The organism is Mucilaginibacter sp. (assembly GCF_028288225.1).
Taxonomy (GTDB): Bacteria; Bacteroidota; Bacteroidia; order Sphingobacteriales; family Sphingobacteriaceae; genus Mucilaginibacter.
In genome coordinates this window covers 223,963-241,469 of the sequence record NZ_JAQBOC010000017.1, presented here as the reverse complement: position 1 = coordinate 241,469, position 17,507 = coordinate 223,963, and the positions used below count along the sequence as shown (strand labels likewise).

Annotated in this window: 13 protein-coding genes; 9 read left to right on the top strand and 4 right to left on the bottom strand. The window is 35.1% G+C overall.

Annotated elements, in window-relative coordinates:
* Positions 1-5: 5 nt before the first annotated feature.
* A complete protein-coding gene (locus tag JWQ54_RS05420) occupies positions 6-1,427 on the bottom strand; it encodes an MBG domain-containing protein (RefSeq protein WP_299581330.1) in 1,422 nt (473 codons plus the stop codon).
* A gap of 65 nt (positions 1,428-1,492) precedes the next feature.
* Positions 1,493-2,176 (bottom strand): hypothetical protein, encoded by a 684-nt coding sequence (locus JWQ54_RS05415; RefSeq protein ID WP_299581327.1) that lies wholly within the window; start codon positions 2,174-2,176, stop codon positions 1,493-1,495.
* 504 nt (positions 2,177-2,680) lie between these two features.
* Between JWQ54_RS05415 and JWQ54_RS05410 the strand changes: the two genes are divergently transcribed.
* The 8 genes from JWQ54_RS05410 (at position 2,681) to JWQ54_RS05375 (ending at position 13,593) form a co-directional block, all read left to right on the top strand.
* Positions 2,681-3,460 (top strand): polysaccharide biosynthesis/export family protein, encoded by a 780-nt coding sequence (locus tag JWQ54_RS05410; RefSeq protein ID WP_299581325.1) that lies wholly within the window; start codon positions 2,681-2,683, stop codon positions 3,458-3,460.
* 247 nt (positions 3,461-3,707) lie between these two features.
* Positions 3,708-4,901, top strand: coding sequence for an O-antigen ligase family protein (locus tag JWQ54_RS05405; protein ID WP_299581322.1), 1,194 nt, complete (start codon positions 3,708-3,710; stop codon positions 4,899-4,901).
* The gene (locus JWQ54_RS05400; protein WP_299581320.1) at positions 4,888-6,360 is read left to right on the top strand and encodes a lipopolysaccharide biosynthesis protein; all 1,473 of its coding nucleotides are present in this window, start codon (positions 4,888-4,890) and stop codon (positions 6,358-6,360) included. The genes JWQ54_RS05405 and JWQ54_RS05400 overlap by 14 nt, the downstream gene beginning before the upstream one ends.
* 8 nt (positions 6,361-6,368) lie before the next feature.
* Entirely contained in the window at positions 6,369-7,352 is a 984-nt protein-coding gene (locus tag JWQ54_RS05395; protein WP_299581318.1) for a glycosyltransferase, read from the top strand.
* Between the two features lie 7 nt (positions 7,353-7,359).
* On the top strand, positions 7,360-7,947 hold the full coding sequence (locus JWQ54_RS05390) for a serine acetyltransferase (protein WP_299581316.1): 588 nt from the start codon (positions 7,360-7,362) through the stop codon (positions 7,945-7,947).
* 41 nt (positions 7,948-7,988) lie between these two features.
* The gene (locus JWQ54_RS05385) at positions 7,989-9,074 is read left to right on the top strand and encodes a glycosyltransferase family 4 protein (RefSeq protein ID WP_299581314.1); all 1,086 of its coding nucleotides are present in this window, start codon (positions 7,989-7,991) and stop codon (positions 9,072-9,074) included.
* A gap of 161 nt (positions 9,075-9,235) precedes the next feature.
* Entirely contained in the window at positions 9,236-10,750 is a 1,515-nt protein-coding gene (locus JWQ54_RS05380; protein ID WP_299581312.1) for a right-handed parallel beta-helix repeat-containing protein, read from the top strand.
* A gap of 479 nt (positions 10,751-11,229) precedes the next feature.
* A complete protein-coding gene (locus tag JWQ54_RS05375) occupies positions 11,230-13,593 on the top strand; it encodes a tyrosine-protein kinase (RefSeq protein WP_299581310.1) in 2,364 nt (787 codons plus the stop codon).
* Positions 13,594-14,369: 776 nt separating this feature from the next.
* Here JWQ54_RS05375 and JWQ54_RS05370 read toward each other — a convergent pair.
* Both JWQ54_RS05370 and JWQ54_RS05365 read right to left on the bottom strand, forming a co-directional pair.
* Positions 14,370-15,755: an undecaprenyl-phosphate glucose phosphotransferase gene (locus tag JWQ54_RS05370; protein WP_299581308.1), complete on the bottom strand. Its 1,386-nt coding sequence runs from the start codon at positions 15,753-15,755 to the stop codon at positions 14,370-14,372.
* Between the two features lie 282 nt (positions 15,756-16,037).
* A complete protein-coding gene (locus JWQ54_RS05365) occupies positions 16,038-16,268 on the bottom strand; it encodes a hypothetical protein (RefSeq protein ID WP_299581306.1) in 231 nt (76 codons plus the stop codon).
* A 469-nt stretch (positions 16,269-16,737) separates the two neighbouring features.
* On the opposite strand from JWQ54_RS05365, the gene JWQ54_RS05360 reads away from it, so the two are divergent.
* Positions 16,738-17,499 (top strand): WecB/TagA/CpsF family glycosyltransferase, encoded by a 762-nt coding sequence (locus JWQ54_RS05360; protein ID WP_299581304.1) that lies wholly within the window; start codon positions 16,738-16,740, stop codon positions 17,497-17,499.
* The last annotated feature ends 8 nt before the right edge of the window (positions 17,500-17,507 follow it).

The following is a 17,507-nucleotide window of genomic DNA, read 5'->3' as shown; positions in this document are numbered from 1 at the left end:
AATAATTAATTAAGGTGATTAATGTTTGATCGCAGGAGGGTTACATAACCTTTATACACATCCGTCTTGTCATCGCCAATTTTGACTTTCAGGATGTAGAAATAAGTTCCATCGCTCAAGTTTGAACCATCCCAGTCGTTTTGATACGATTTTTTTTGATATATGCTGTTCCCTGCCCGGTTAAAAATGGTGATTTCGTTATCGTGGTAACTCTCCAAACCTGGAATTACAAAGGCCTCATTCACCCCATCTCCATTTGGAGTAAATATGTTCGGAATTTTCAGGCTGTTAATTTTTTTGTAGTCGACGGCTATATTATCGGCCGGATTGCTATCTTTTTCCGCTGAACTTATTGTGACCGAATTTTTAATATCGCCTGGTTTAAGCGACCTGACTTGTAATTCCAGCACCGCTTTTTCGTTAGCGGCAAAATCCCCGATTAGCCAGGTCAGTGTATTATTGCTTCTGTCATAGCTGGCATTGCCAAAGGTTGAACTGGTAATTTTAACAAAATCAATATCCTGTGGTAATATATCCGTTAATTGTACACTGGTTGCTTTTGAGGTTTTATTGGTGGCGCTTATGTAATAAGTAAAAATTTCACCAACGCCAACACTCTTGGTTTCAGCATAAGTCCGGACTCCAAGGTCAACACTTTGATCAGAAATAGTTAATTCACCCGGTATATAATTGACCTGGTAATTGGCTGAGCTTAACCCTTCGGGCAAAATCTTATAGTCTCCGGGATTGATCGCGCCTATCGCATTTCCTGAATATATTAGATTCCCTTTTAATGAATCTGGAGTATCATTATTTAAAAAGCCTGAGAATTCAACCCCTTTGCCTGGTTTATAAGGCTGCCCATCCTTAAACTTTGTATCATCTTTTGCGGTAACAGTTAGCGGTGCTTGGGTAATTGTTAAATATCCGCTTTTGAAATGGATATTATATTTGCCGGCTGTAGCCCCGGTTGTTACAATTGCATACTTTCCGGCACCGGATTTTTTGGTTGCCTGGGTTGTAGCCATAGGTATGCTTGTTAAAACGCTTTGATCATCTCCATTAACAAAACCCTCGAACTTAAAAGTAAAAGCCGGATTATCCGAACCATATGACCTTGAATTATCTTCTGCGGTAATCCAAAGGTCATGTTTTGCATTATTTGAAAATTTCACCTCTATGGGGTCTGACATTTCTGAAGGACAGGATTCCTGGTTAAACCCTACAACGGTATATTTCCCTGCTTCCCTGACTACAAGATCTTTTTGGAGGGCGAGCTTTACAGGTATTCCATCCTTATACCACTGGTAAGCAACAGCTCCGTTGGTTGTGGCATGTAACGTAGCAGACTTGCCGGCGCTGATGATCACTACATTTCCTCCTCCTTCCGGATTGCTTTTGGTAAAGCCCGTAAGCGGGAAATGCATTATAAAAAGTAGTAATAGAAAAAAGCCCGGCCTCATCAAGTGGATTGTTTAATTTAATCGGCATTTTACAAACCGGCGACCACTGTTGGCTTGGTTGGCACCGGAATAACAGTTATGGATTGTGAAGCTGCAGAACTGCTTGAGGTGCTTAATTTTGAGGTAATTGTTACCCCATAATTTACATTGCCGGCAGTAGTTTCACTTACAGTGTAGGTACTGCTATTTGCTCCGGTTATGGCTGATCCGTTTCTTGTCCATTGATAAGAGTAGGAGAAGCTGTCATCACTTGCAGGTAATGCGGTAAGGATGGAAGTTGAATGCCCCTGCTCGCAGACCGTAGTGGTACTTGGAGTTATCGCGGCAGTCCATTGCGGCAGTACATAAATAGTGAAAGGCTCTGAAGCGACAGATGTACAACCGTTACTGTTGCTTTCCACTAATTCATATGTATAATACCCTTTTCCTGACGCATTTTCAGTAAATGTACTTCCGGGGCCTTGCTGTACGAGCTGCATGGTTCCGGATTGATCTTTCTTGAACCATTGGTATGTATTGCCAGCAACAGTGGCGGTACTTAAACTAATTGTCCCGTTGTTGTTAATGATTTTTTGAACGGATGATGCGAGGGCAGGAGGGGGTGTAGTTGCGTCGCTCGGGCCGGTCAGCGTTTTTTGGGCGAAACCTGCAGAAAAAGAAAATAGAAATAATAAAATAAATCCCGATTTTAAAATTGTGTTTTTAGGTGCCATATTGCTAAGTATATAAGTAAGATTATGTCACGTTATACGAAGTGCTCAAATTAAAGTTGCTAACCTGAATGCAAAGGGAAGCTATTCACGTAATGTTGCATTAAGGAGAATTAAAGGGAATGATATTTACAAATAAGACAATCTGTCTTGGGGACAGTAATTCCTCTGTTTTACCCAAGATTTACACTTGTTTTTTTAATTATGTGGAATTAAATCCCCGTCTTCTTGCTGAAATTGATATGATTTGAAGGAGGGCTAAAAAAGTATTATTAAGAATTGAAAAATTAATCAAGCCGTTAATTCCTCAAAAAGCCGATTTTTAAGCATGAGCAGGCAGATATCGCCAGGAAATATTTTTATAAATAGGTGCAACAGGAAGCTAGTCCTGGATTTTAACATAATGGCACTATATTGGCTTAACAGGTTGCTTAGTGGTATATAAATTAATTAATCAGATATTTTTTTAATTTTACTTTTAATAAACTATTGATAATCCCATCCCTTATGAATAAAAAAACCTCTTTTTATGTCGCATTTTTATTGATTTTATTTTGCTCCTGCAGCTCTTATAAAAACATACCTTACTTTCAGGACCTAAACCACAATACGATTACTCAAGAACAGGTAAATAACTATTCCCCTTTAATTATACAACCTGCAGATATTTTAGGTATAAATGTAAATAGCAGAAATCCGGAATCATCCGCGATATTTAATTATAACTTAAACCGTGTAAATGGCAGCCCTTTTGACAACTCCCCTGAAAATCCAATTACAGGTTATCTTGTTGATGACAAAGGCGATATTCACTTACCTTTAATCGGGAATTTAAAGGCTGCGGGCCTGACGACATCACAACTAAGTACAAAGATGGATCAATTGCTTCTTAGCTTTTATAAAGATCCTGTTGTAAACGTTAGGCTTATCAATTTCAAAGTTTCAATTTTTGGTGATGTGCAACGGCCGAATGTTTATACGCTGCAGAATGAAAGAACTACAATAACCCAGGCTTTAAGTTTAGCAGGAGACTTAAATATCACGGCGCTCCGGAACAACATCATTCTTATCAGAGAGGTGGACGGAAAAAGAAATTATATTCCGGTAGACTTAACATCAAAAAAACTATTTGACTCTCCTTATTACTACCTGAGAAACAACGATGAAATTTATGTACAGGCCGACCGTACCAAATTTGCCCAGGTGGATCGTGGTTACCGTACAGCGACCTTAGTTCTGTCGGGACTTTCCATTATTGCTATTGTTCTGTCTAATTTATACAGGTAATCTGATAATATATAATTAGACACCACCTGCCTTAAATAAAATTTCCCTGAAGGATATTTTTCAGGGAAGTTTTAAACTCAGCCGCATCAAATTATACTGCCCCTAAAAGGATTAAACGAATATGTTTGCTAATTTAATTTTCATCCTGCCGATTATAACGTTATTGATATTTTTCATCAGGGTTATATTTTATAAAGGAAATAATGTTCAGTCATGCCTTATTTTTATTCTCTATTTTCTGCCTCTGATGAATTTGAAGATCGTAAAAGAGGTCTGGGGAGGGTTCAGAACATTTGATTTTATTTGTATTTACTGCTTTTTTTTTCTTTTTAAGGATTTTATAAATATTGACTTTAAAAGCAAATACAGGCTTTATTTCTTTTTATTTATCCTGCTATGTATCGTTACTATACTTAGCGGACTCATTTCGGAGTTTCCTGATACCACTTATCTGAACGTTTTAAAGATAATCCCGGTTTTTATTTTTAGCCGTTTCTTTATTTTAGAGTGCATCAAAGATTCGAATTTTTATATCAGGGCCATCAATGCATTAAAAATAAGCTATGTGATTGCCTTAAGTTTTCTTTTAATACAGATAATTGTTGGATTAAAGTTTACAATCTACCAGGATCTTAACAATAATACGGTTGACTCTAATTATAATTTAATCAGGTATCCCGGAATATTTTATGATTCACAGGCCAGCGGACAGTACATGGCAATGGGCAGCTTTTTGTTTTTATTTGTTGAAGAAGGAATATCAAAAAAGGGCAGGACCATAAACTTCCTGATCTATGTATTTGCTTTGGTAGGTATTGCTTATGCTGGAAGCAGGTCAGCAATAGGTGGTTTTGCTGTTGGAATGTTTTTCGTGTTTTTTATGGTCGGAAAAAAAATCCGTATTTATGGGATAGCAATATTACTCATACTGGCTGTTGGTTACTCAATTTTTTCACCCAACATTACTATATTTAATAGAGCTCAAAATTTATCTGAAGATTATTTATTCCGCCAATCTCTCTGGAATAAAGCATTGACAATTGCCGAGAAGCATCCCTACCTGGGAATTGGATCAGGAAATTATAAAAACTACGTAATGAGGCATGATCAGGATCAATACCTGGAAATTGAACCCGGTGTATTGTTATATTTCGATCAGCCGGAAAATGGATATTTGAAAATTATAGTAGAATTAGGATTTATCGGATTTGGAATTTTTGTATTATTTATACTCGTCCCTTTGTTCAAAGGATTGTTATATTATTTAAAAGGCTTCATTGATAAAAGAGTAATTTTTTTGATCGCCGCATTGATCTGTTGGTTAGTCGCATTTAACACTGTATACTCCATATATGATAACAGAATTTTAATTATGGTTGCAAGTATGACCGTTTTAATTATTACCTATCCTTTCAAAACGTATACTTATGAATTGGATTAGTTTCAAATTCCCCAAATCATTAAAGTCATCCCTGGTTAAAAATAGCTTGTGGGGAGTTATTGCGAATGTTTTGCAAACAGTTTTTCTCAGTTTGTTTTTTGTTATCATGGCCCGTAAATTCGTTAGCGCTGATTTTGCTCATTTCTTAATTGCCTCTACGATATATCAAATAATGGTGGCATTCTCTTCCATGGGCCTGGGGCAATGGTTTATACGTGAATTTGACCAGGCAATAAATAAGGCTGATTTTTTTGGTAAGTTCTTAAAAATTCAAACGGGTTTGGGCGTCCTGTTTTATGCTCTGAATATAGCGATCGCTTTTATACTTTATCCAAATGGACAAATCAGATGGTTAAGCATAATTCTGGGCTCCAATATTATATTTGATAATGTAATTTATGCAATTAAGAACCTTAACATAGCAGAGTTTAAACAAAAAAAGACTTTTATAGTATTAATTATTGACGGGTTTTTAAGGCTCCTGCTTGGGTGCTTATTATTCCTTTACCCTTTTTCGATTCTTACATTATCTGTTTTTTTAATAATTCTTCGCTTTTTGACGCTTAATTTATTTATAAAAGTGGGCTCATCTAATAATATGGGTTTAAAAATTGTGTGGCAGTCGAAAGTGGTGTGGGATGATTTAAAAAAACAGATTTTGTTAAACTGGCAATTTGTTGTGATAGGCAGTGTATCAATTATTTACTGGCGCATTGCTAATATAATTATCTCTAAAATGTTAACGTTGCAGGATGTTGCCAACTATGAAATTTCATTCAGGATATTTTCCATTTTTATGATATTACCTGTAATAATTTCCGCCACAATTTACTCACAGTTTGTCAAATATTATAATTCTGGAAATGTAGAAGCACAAAAAAAACTCTATCAAAATATATTGATAATTTATACTTGTTTCGCCATGCTATCTTACACCTTCGTCTATTCTTTTGCCGATGTAATTCTCCCTTTTGCATTCGGCAAACAATATAATGGTGCAATAATCGGCTTAAAACAGATGTTTTTAACAATGCTTATATTTCCAACCGTATTATTGCAGGCCAATCTTATTGTAGCAATTAAATTTGAAAAAGTAGACATGTGGCTGAATCTTTTAAGCTTGCTGCTTAATGTTGGAGGATGTTTTATAGGTTTATTGTATTTTAGAACCCTTTCCGTTATTAACTATTCAGTCTTTATCTCCTTTTTGATTTTTCACATTTGCCAAAATTTATTTCTTATTAAAAAAGGAGTAACAAATTTTAAAAGCTGTCTCGGCTATTATATTTTTCTGTTAATTATCATTTCAGGTTATGTGTTCGTTGCAGGCAGGTATAATTCGCATGTCGTTTTTTCTATATTTTTCAGCATTACAGCTATTGTTTTAATCACTGGCTTTATCCGGTATCAAAAAGATAGCCAACCGTTACCTGACAGTCCCAAAACCTCACTTATATAAGATATTAAATGGCATTTCTTTCGATCATAGTACCTGTATATAATAAAGTAAACTACCTTGATGGCTGTATAGAATCAATTCTGTTACAAACCTTTAGAGACTTTGAGCTTATCCTGGTGAATGATGGCTCTACTGATGGAAGTAGTTTGCGGTGTAATTACTACGCTGCCATTGATCACCGGGTAATTTTAATTGAACAGGAAAATGCAGGCGTATCTGCTGCAAGAAACACTGGTTTACAAAGTGCGTCCGGACAATATATAGGATTTATAGATGCGGATGATACCATAGAACCTGATATGTACGAGCTTCTTATAGAGAATGCCCAAAAATTTGACGCAGATATTTGTGCCTGCCGGATGAAGGTAATCTTCGATTATAAGATTAGTTGTCCTGCCGAAAGTTCAATTCCTATAGAATTTAATCATAGTGAAGCCTTATCAGCCTGTTTAAAAGGTGATCTTGAAAGAAGTGCCAATAATAAATTATATAAAGCAGAACTCGCCCGGCAAATTAAATTCGAGGGATATATCAATGAAGATATTCTTTATACCTGTAAGGCGTTTTTAGGAGCCAATAAAACTGTACTTCTGAACCTGGCAAAATATAATTACCTTGTTAGGGCCGACTCTGCAAGTATGAGCAAATTCAATCCTAAATACATGGAAATTATAGATGTTTCGGGTAAAATGGTTGACTTGGTTTCAAAAAAAGATACCAATTCTATTGCAGAGGCCAAATCGTTTGATGTAATGGCAAATATTTCCTTACTTAATTTGCTTCTTCTTGCGGGAAAAAATAGTTACCCGAGCCAATATACCAGGGTAGTTGATACGCTGCTTAGATATAAGTACTTTATAAACAATTCGGAATTAGTGAAAAAAAAACATAAATATGCCTTCAAATTATTTTCATTATCGCCTCTTTTTTATGCAAAGCTTATGTATTTATATTGTACAATAACAAAATCTGAAGCCGTTAAAAGAACCTAAATGTTTTATGAAAAACACCTTAAACAACAATCATAAATCTAACTATAAATGGTTTTTTAATTTTGTTTTTCAAGATTGGCGCGCCAATAAAGGTAATATAAAAGGAAGGCTAGTACTGTTGCTTTTCAGAATAGCCAATTTTTGTTGTACCCGTAAGATTTATTATTACCTGGGTTTTATTTATCTCGTATTTTATAAAATTTTAGTGGAATGGTTTTTTAGTATGGAAATTCCATGGAATACTCGTATCGGGAAGAATTTTATTTTGTACCATGGCCAGGCAACTGTACTTAATAACCAGGTAGTAATTGGTGAAAACTGTGTTCTAAGACAATGTACAACAATAGGGAATAAAGTTTTTGAAGATGGCAGCATAAGTAAATCACCTGTAATTGGTAATCATGTCGAAATTGGGTGTAATGTTATTATAATAGGTGCTATTACTATAGGTAATCATGTACGGATCGGGGCGGGGGCTGTTGTAGTCAAAAGTATTCCTGATAATTGTATTGCAGTAGGCAACCCGGCCAGGATAATCAATAAAACTATACCTGGAACAAATCAAGTCAAGATGGCGGCGTCTCCAACAACCTAACAGGGGTAAGATGTTGGCAGCAGTGTATTTAAGAAAATAATATGAAACCTAAAGTTTTGATATCCAGTCCTAGTTTATATGCCAAAGATAATGTTAGTGGTATATCCAGCCTTGTTGCTGACATTATTAACTCAAATAAGACCCGGTTTATCCATTTAAAACTTGGGTCAAAGGACAACGAAAAAAAAAATATCAAATGGTTTTTTAAATTGCTTTATAGCTATGCTAAAGCATTTACCTATCCTTTTTTTAAGCGGTTTCAAATTGTTCATTTAAATATAGGTCTTGAAAGAAAATCTATACTAAGGGATTTCCTGATCCATTTGATTTTAAAAAAGGTGTTCCGGAAAAAAGTGGTATTTCACGTTCATGGCGGGTATTTTCTAATGAATGAATCAAAGGATAAGTTGGTTAGGTATTGCCTTGCCTATTTATTTAACAATTCAGATAAAATTATTGTTTTAAGCGAGTTTGAAAAGCAAGAGCTTACCAGGCGGTATGGCAATTTGGATTTCCAGGTATTGCCCAATGCGATTAACATAAATCCAGGCTTAGAATTAAAGGATGTAAGAAGAGAAGGGATATTAAAATTGATATTTTTGGGTCGTATCAATACCAGTAAAGGGATATTCGTAATAAGCGACGCTTTTAAATATTTGCAAAAATATTTTGATCAGTTTCAATTTGATATCTATGGAACCGGCCCTGACCTTGATAAGTTGCTAAATGATTTATCTGGTTACCAGGGTTTAAATTTCGCCTATCACGGGGTAATATCCGGCCTTGAAAAATGGGAAGCACTTTATAATTCGGATGTGTTTTTACTTCCTTCCGTACATTCGGAAGGGATGCCTATTTCCATACTTGAAGCAATGGCATCAGTAAACACAGTAATTGTAACAGATGATGCTTCAATCATATCTGTTGTAAAAAACAATCAGAATGGAATTGTTATAAAGAAAAATGATCCTGAAGAATTAGCATCAAAAATAGAAGATATAATCCTGCGGAAAATTGACACTGAAATCATTGCTCAAAATGCTTTCAACTATATTAACGCAAACGTATCCATCAATAAATATACAAGTGATCTAAATGAAATCTATGAACGGTTAGTCACCAAATGAGTTTAAAGTTTTTTGTTGCAGATAGCTCTCCAGGAGGCATCAATAGTTTTTTGTGTAAATTCTTATATACAACACCTATCCCGTACATTTATAGATTATGTAACTATAACACTCCTGACTTCGTTAAAAGAAATAATAGAATTTTATAAAATATAAGCAAAATGCAGTTCACTTTGAGTAAATTCTCAATTAAGAAAATAATTTTTATACTTATTATTTCGTGTTCTGTTCAAAGTGCTTTTGCGGCAACCTATTATTTTTCATCAAGTTCGGGTGATGATAACAGGAGTTTTGTTCAAGCTCAGAATCCATCAACTCCATGGAAAACGATAGCTAAATTTGAGTCGTTATCGGGTCTTAAATCAGGTGATTTTATTTTGTTTAAGAAAGGTGATATATGGACTTCAAGCACGCTTGTGCCTATTTGCGATGGTTTAATTTTTAGCAACTACGGAACCGGGGATTTACCGGTAATTGATGGCGGTACAAATTTGGCTTTGAATATTTTAACGGTTTTTAAGACAAATATCATTGTAAAAGGCATAGCCTTCAAAAGATCGGGCACTAAAAACATCATAGCCCAATTAGGGAATATCTGGAATAGCACGGATATAGGGATTACGAATTGCACTATAGAAAACTGTATTTTCTATGGCGGAATTACTGTACAAGGGTCTTTTAATTCGTTTAACAATAACATCCTTGATGGAGCTACTAATGATGGAAACGGAAATGGCATATGGGAACATCATTCTCAATGCCATCACAACAACTATACAGGTAATATAATAAGTAATTTTACACTTCGTGGAATTTGGACAATGATTGAAACCCATGATTGTATTTTTCAGGATAATACAATTCATGACTGCAATCTAAGCGGAATTGATCTGGATGGTGCATACTATGTTGTTTATTCGCACACTATTCTGAATAACAAAATCTATAATATTAAAACAGATGCGATAGAACTGGAAAACGCATTTGACAGCCTTGTTCAAGGAAATTATATGTATGATTGCGGCCATTCTTATATTTACGTTATAAACTATGCAAAATGCGAAATCGTAAATAATCATGGCGCGGCAAATGGGATCGGCGCAATATTAAATTCCACGTTAGCCAGAAATGTAATGATTGGGGGCGGCATAGACTTCACCAGTGTTGCAATCGGTATCTATAAAGCCGGCGGGGTGAATGTTTTTAATAACTCCATATATGATTTTCAAAGCCGCTTTTTTGATCTGGATTATGCATCTGTATCTGAGGTTTCAATGATTAAGCTTGTTAATAATATTTTTAGTAATATGAAAACCCCCGGCTGGTATGCTATGGTTAATTTTAGTTCAGATGATACTGGCGTGCTTGCAGAAGATGACTATAATTGTTTTTTTAATAATGGAATAAGCGATATTTATTCAGATCGTACATCCTATATTTTAAATACCTTAGCTCAGTACCAGGTTAAAACAGGGAAAGCAAATCACTCAATTTCAACAAACCCGCTTTTAACAACTGCTAATGATCTACATCTGCAAAAAGCCTCCCCATGCATAGATGCCGGAAAAAACGTTGGCCTGCCATTTACGGGCAAGGCTCCGGATATAGGGGCATTTGAGTACCAGATATGTGATCCTGTTAATAAACCAATTATTTTGTGGTACGGTAAAGAATGATGTACTTACTAAAAGAAAAATATACAGGATGCATTGGGGATAATTTTCTACAATTAATGTCCTGTCAAATTTAATTTTACAATTGCAAATCAGAATGAGGCCCTTTTTGGCTTAAATGCGCTTTTTTTTCATTGCTTTTCCTACCGATTGCCAAATTTTTAAGCGGCACTATTTTTGTATTTTATAAACTGATATGAATATTATTTTCCTTTCGCAATAGGTTTTTTAAATGATAGGAATTTGATGTCATATAGTTTTTTAAATTAGTATAAAGGTAAAATGTTTTACCTTTATAAAGCCGTTCCTTAGTTATGTTTTTTCTTTTAAAAGTTTTAATTCTCTCGTGAAATATTTTTTTATAAATCAATTCTTTTAGCTCGTTTTAAACATGCTGAAATCAGTATTTTATTTTGCTAAACAGCAGATTGTATTTTTCGTTTTAACACCTTCAAAAAAACAACTTCCACATTAATTTTATAATGAGTATACAACCAGGTAAAACAACAACAGTAATAATAAACCCAAACAAAAGCGGCAGCAGTACCCTGAAAAATATTTTAAAACGATATTTATTCTATTGGCCTCTTTTTCTTTTATGTATAGGAATCAGCGCTGCAGTTGCAGTATTTTATTTAAACAATGCCAGACCTTTATATGTCGTCAAAGCAACCTTACTTATAAAAGACGATAAAAAGACACCTGATTCAAAAGCTGAAATGCTTAAGGAAATCGGGATAACGAATTCAACTGATGGCGTTGAAAATGAAATGGAAATATTAAAATCCAAAAAACTTATAAACCAGGTAGTCCGGAATTTGCAATTATGGATTACTTATAAAAAAACAGATGGTTTATTTGCAGATGATTTATATAAGAAAAGTCCTGTTAAACTACTTTCATTTAAACCAACCGGAAAGCTTAATAACGACGAAATCGATATTGTTATTAAAGACAATAAGACATTTTGGTTTAAAAACCCGGACGGGAAGCTATCTGAATTTGCGTTTAATAACTCTTATATGTCCCGCTTTGGTATTTGGAAGTTAGCACCAGGTAAAAGAATAATTGGGCATAAAGGCGATGTTATAAAGATAGTTTTATCTGATCCTGAGAAAATAACTTTGTCTTATCAGGATATAATTGATATCAGCCTCGCCACGAAATTGGCAACGTCTGTTGATTTATCAGTTACAGATAAAGTGCCGGAAAGAGGTCGCGACGTTCTTAACAGCCTTATTTCCAACTATACTTTGTATTCTGCTATTGAAAAAAGCCTTGAAACCAAACGCACACTTGATTTTGTGGATCAACGATTAGCTTCTTTAACAGGAGAATTAAAGGCATCCGAAAAGGGGATTGAAGGATTTAAAAGCAGCCGGGGATTAACGGATTTAAATTCTGAAGCACAAATCCGTTTAGAAAACCAGCAGGTTAATGATGCCAACTTAAACGAAGTTAATATCAAATTAAGTGTAGTTGACGGCATTGAAAAATACATCAATTCAAATCAAACTTCGGAAAAGGCACCTGCAACAGTTGGAATTACAGATCCTGCATTGAGCAACTCTATTGAAAAACTATCACAGTTGCAACTACAGCATGATAAATTAGCTGCAACGATGCCCGAAACGAATCCGGATTTTGACCCGATTAACAATCAGATCAAAACAACGAAAGCGGCTATAAAGGAAAATGTTAAAAATATAAAAATATCACTTCAAAGAACAAAAGAAAAATTAGACACCTATAATAAAGGTTTTGAAGCTTCGATAAAAAATATGCCATCAGAGGAACGGCAATATATAAGTATTAAAAGGCAGCAGTCAAGTAAAGAAAGTTTATATACTTATTTACTTCAAAAAAAAGAAGAGGTTTCTGTGAAATATGCCTCTACTTTATCAAATAACCGTGTCATAGATGAAGCTTATGCAGAATCTCCAAGGGACCTTACACCTATTGTTTCTTTTGTCACAATGCTTTTTGGCATTGGCTTTCCCATAGGGCTAATTAGTTTGAGAAATAGTTTGAATACCAGGATCTCAAAAATCACAGATATTACAGACGTGTTAAAACTGCCGGTCGTAGGGGAACTGCCGTTTGAAAAAAATCAAAACTTGGTTGCGATTAATGAAAATAATGTGAGCGCTGTTAGTGAACAAATAAGGGCTTTACGTATCAAGCTGTTTTTTTTACACAACGAAAGAAAAACAGGCAGGGTAACATTGTTAACATCAAGCATCCCTGGTGAAGGTAAAAGTTTTGTAAGCGTAAATTTAGGAATCGCCCTGGCATTCGCTTTTAAAAAAACAATTATTCTTGAACTTGATATGCGGAAACCCCGGGTGGCGCAGGCATTAGGCTTGTCATCTGAAGAAAGTGGCATAAGTGAATATCTTAATGGAAGGGCCGAATTGTCAGACATTATTCGGCCAGCGGGATCAATACTCAATCTGGATATCATCGCCTGTGGCTCCATTGTTAACAATCCATCCGAACTATTAGAAAAGAAGGAACTGGAAGAATTAATAGCTGTTTTAAGGAAGGATTATGATGATATTATATTGGATAGCCCGCCCGTTCACCTCGTGCCTGATGCAATAATTCTCTCAAGGATTGCTGACGTCACTTTGTATGTGATAAGGCAGGGGACAACAGATAAAGCTGAATTGGAATTTATAAATCAGTTAGATGAACAAAAGCAGCTTCATAATATTAATATTATTTTTAATGGTATAGAAAGAATAAAACATGGCTATGGATATAAATACGATCAACGGTATTATACCACAACCAGAAAAAGCGTTCTTGCCCCGGTCTTTAGCAATTTTAAAAGCAGGTTCTAAATTAGAAAATTGAAAAAACTGATCTGAGAGAAAACCAGCGTTGCAGGAGTGCGAATTATTCGCAATAATGCCTCGAAAGTTGAAATGAGCTGGATAAACATCCGGCTTTTTTGTTGTGTGCAAGGCATGGATATGCGCTATAAGGCGTAAGTCCAGATACACCTTAGTAAATGGGCAACAAGCTCCAAAAGAAAATGGAGAGATCTTACGAACATTGAAGGACTGAATATTGGAATAAAACCAAGGCATTGTGTATTTATTGCGAAACGCCAACAACCGAGCTCATAAGAGAGCTATTTGCCAGGGTAGGCCGGAAGCCAGGAGTAAATGGCAAGCGAGGCTGAGTTAAGTAATGTGACAATTAACCGGTAACCGAGACCATCCTGTTGAGAAACAGCTACCAATATTCTGACAAGTCGCGACAGGCCGAACGGCACGTACGGTTTTGTGAGATGTCTGTAATAGAAACAATCCTTTACTTGTTTTCTGATTTTATATGTTTAGGCGCCCTATGGATAGAAAAAGGAATAAGCGCCTTGTTTTTTTAAGATGCAACTTTACCAGCGGGGAGATTCTTTTCTATTTAGGGTCACAATTTATTGACATATCAGACTATTTTTCAGATGACTAAGAAAGAGCAAAATCCGTTCGCTGATTTGACATACGAAGTGTCTATAAGAGGAGAGAGGTCAGGCTAATTCAATTTAAGTTCAGGCCATTAACAGTCGCTGAATGATTTATGCGTGCCAATTTATTAATAGAACATTAATGTATTGTTAGTACGCATTTTTCTCGCCCCTGAAAATATTAATTATGGTAAGGAACATGATTTTAACATCCAGCATGAGCGACCAGTTCTCCATATACCAAATGTCGTGCTCAACTCTTTTTTCCATTAATGCAGTGTTTTTCGTTTCACCTCTGTAGCCATTGATTTGCGCCCACCCGCTTATGCCAGGCTTAAGAAAATGACGGATCATGTATTTATCTATGATTTGGCGATATTGTTCTGTATGTGAAAGCATATGCGGCCTTGGCCCAAGTATACTCATATATCCTAAGAGCACATTAAAAAATTGCGGAAACTCGTCCAGGCTGGTTTTTCGCATAAAGCGGCCAATTGGGGTGATCCGGCTATCATTAAGAGTCGCCTGCAAATTGTTGCTTTCATTATTAAGGCGCATACTTCTGAACTTGTAGCACCAAAAGGACTTATTATCCCTCCCTGACCGTAATTGCTTAAACAAAACCGGACCCGGGCTTTGGATCTTAATAATAATGGCAAGTAACGGATAAAGCCAGCTGAATATAAATAAAATAACAAACGAGCTTACAATGATGTCAAACAGCCTTTTTCTGAAACGACAACCAATTTTTTCCAGGGGTTCGCTGCGAGCGCAAAGCACCATAAAATCCCCTCTCTTGTCAACTCTGAAATTTGCGTCAAAAACTGCCAGATCTGGAACAAAATTCAGTCGAATGCATTGCTTTTCTCCTTCCCGGATAAGATCTGGGAGATCGCTCATTTTGTTGGTATCAATGCAAACAAATACTTCATCAACTCCTGAGGTGGCCGCCACCTTTAATTGATCGGCGGTAGAGGCCATAATAAGTTCGCCCTTCTCATTTATACTGGATGAGCCTTCACCTAAAAAGCCTACAAAATGTAAACTACTTTGCTGCTCAAGGTATTTTGCCAGTTTCAGCCCTCCCTGGTTCATACCCATCACCGCCACTGCTGTACGCACATCAAAGTTTTTATTTAGTGTGGCTTGCAGGGCTGTACCAATAAAACGGCTCAACAAGAAGCTAAACACCATTAAGGCATAAAAGGAAATGAAAAATGATTTTGAAAAATCTGAAGTATTAGTGAAAAATAAATATGCAATAAACAAAGCCACATGTAATGCTGCGCTCTTCCATGTGGACTTATATATTAATTCCTGTTTGAGTATAATTTGTTCGGTGTATAGCCTGAAAATGCCGGTGCAGATAATCCATATAAGGTTGCAAAACACGACATTGTGCTGATATATGGCTTTATCAATTCTAATCCCATACTTGTTAGATAAATAATAACCCAGAAAAAAACAGATATTCACTAATAAAAGGTCAGTACAGGCAAGTGTGAAGCGTAAAAGGTAAAGATAGCGTGTTTCCATATAAGCACATTTATGCTGAATAAATTATATCCTAAATAAGGCAAAAGTCTTAGTTAAATATTATCAAATGAATAAGACAGCCACCCGTTTGCAATTATCATGCAACAATGAATTGGTGAATAAATAAAAACATTTGTTAAAAAATGACGGGCATATATGGGGAAATTATTGCCGTTATTTTACCTGTAAATTAAAAAAATATTTGCTGGTGTACTGTTATGCTTTAAGCTAACGAGGAGACTGTTTCAGAGAATTAGATATTATTCGAATTTATTTTAATTATTATTCCGGAGTAGAAAAAGTTTGCCCTTTTTTTAATGATTCCAATTGATTTTCTAAAGCTTTTATCATAAAATCCTCCTGTAGGTTTGAAATATAATTTCCAACCTTCGAGCCATTTTCAAATTCAAAAACTATTAAAGCAAAACCAAGACCCGGGATTTGTTCTTTCAAACTATCAGCTAAGTCCCGCATTTTTTTGCCATCGATTTTAATGTTTTTAACTTTATTCATTGTCAATAATTTACAAAGCAGGATGAAGGATTCTAGTAATAAATTATGGAATTAAATTTCCCTTATCCACGTTTTTACGTAAATAAGGGAAGAATGGTTCGTATTTTTTTTTAATCAAATACCTTATTTAAGCTATATTTTTATGATTTAAATTGAATTCACTAATTAAACCTGAAAAACATAATTGATGTCAGTTTTAGTTCAGCGATTAATCAGGGGAATTTACATTTTATTTGTGTAGCAAATTCCCCATTCCCCAAATTGCAAAATTGAGTTAATTTTAATTTAACGGATTTTATTACTAATTTCTTATTGTTTTTCAACGAACAGTAATTAAAATTATAAATTCATGCCGGTTTGATGGGTTTTTTAATGGATTCTAAAAATTCCATAAAAGAGGGCATTAGAATTGTCTAATGTAAAATGCTTTACAATAATATTTCATATCAGTTTATATAATTTCAACTAAATGAGCGACTATTCGACGATTTTGTTATCGGATTATTCTATTTTAACCTCTAATTTAGATAAGATTGAATTAAATTCAAAATGCATCATAAACACAGTTAATCAATATTCCTATATAATAGCTGAAAATGATGAAGAGTTTAAATCGGCTTTAAGTAATTCCGATGTTTTATTGCCCGATGGTATTGGAATAGTAGCTGCGGTTAAACTTTTAACAGGGAATTTTATAAAAAAAATTGCCGGAGAAGACCTGCATTATTTTCTTTTAAACAAGTTAAATCTTAGCGGTGGCCGTTGTTTTTATTTAGGTTCATCTGATGAAACACTAGCGCTCATCAAAAAAAGGATAAATGTAGAGTTTCCAAATATTAAAACAGGATTTTACTCTCCTCCGTTTAAGAAATCATTTTCCAGTGAGGATAATGATGCAATTATACATGCTGTAAATGCATTTAAACCTGACGTGTTATTCGTTGGCATGACTGCACCAAAGCAGGAAAAGTGGACTTATAAATATAAATCATTATTGGATGTGAGTACAATTTGCTCTATCGGGGCTGTTTTTGATTTCTATGCCGGGACAGTTAACCGCCCGTCCAAATTCTGGCAAAACTTAGGTTTGGAGTGGTTTGCCCGGTTTTTAAAGGAGCCACGCAGAATGTTTAAAAGATATATTTATTATGGTCCTGTATTTGTCCTGGTTATACTTAAGCAAAAAACAGAAAAACTGTGGGCCGGAAGATTACCTGTTCTCGCTAAATAACAACCAGC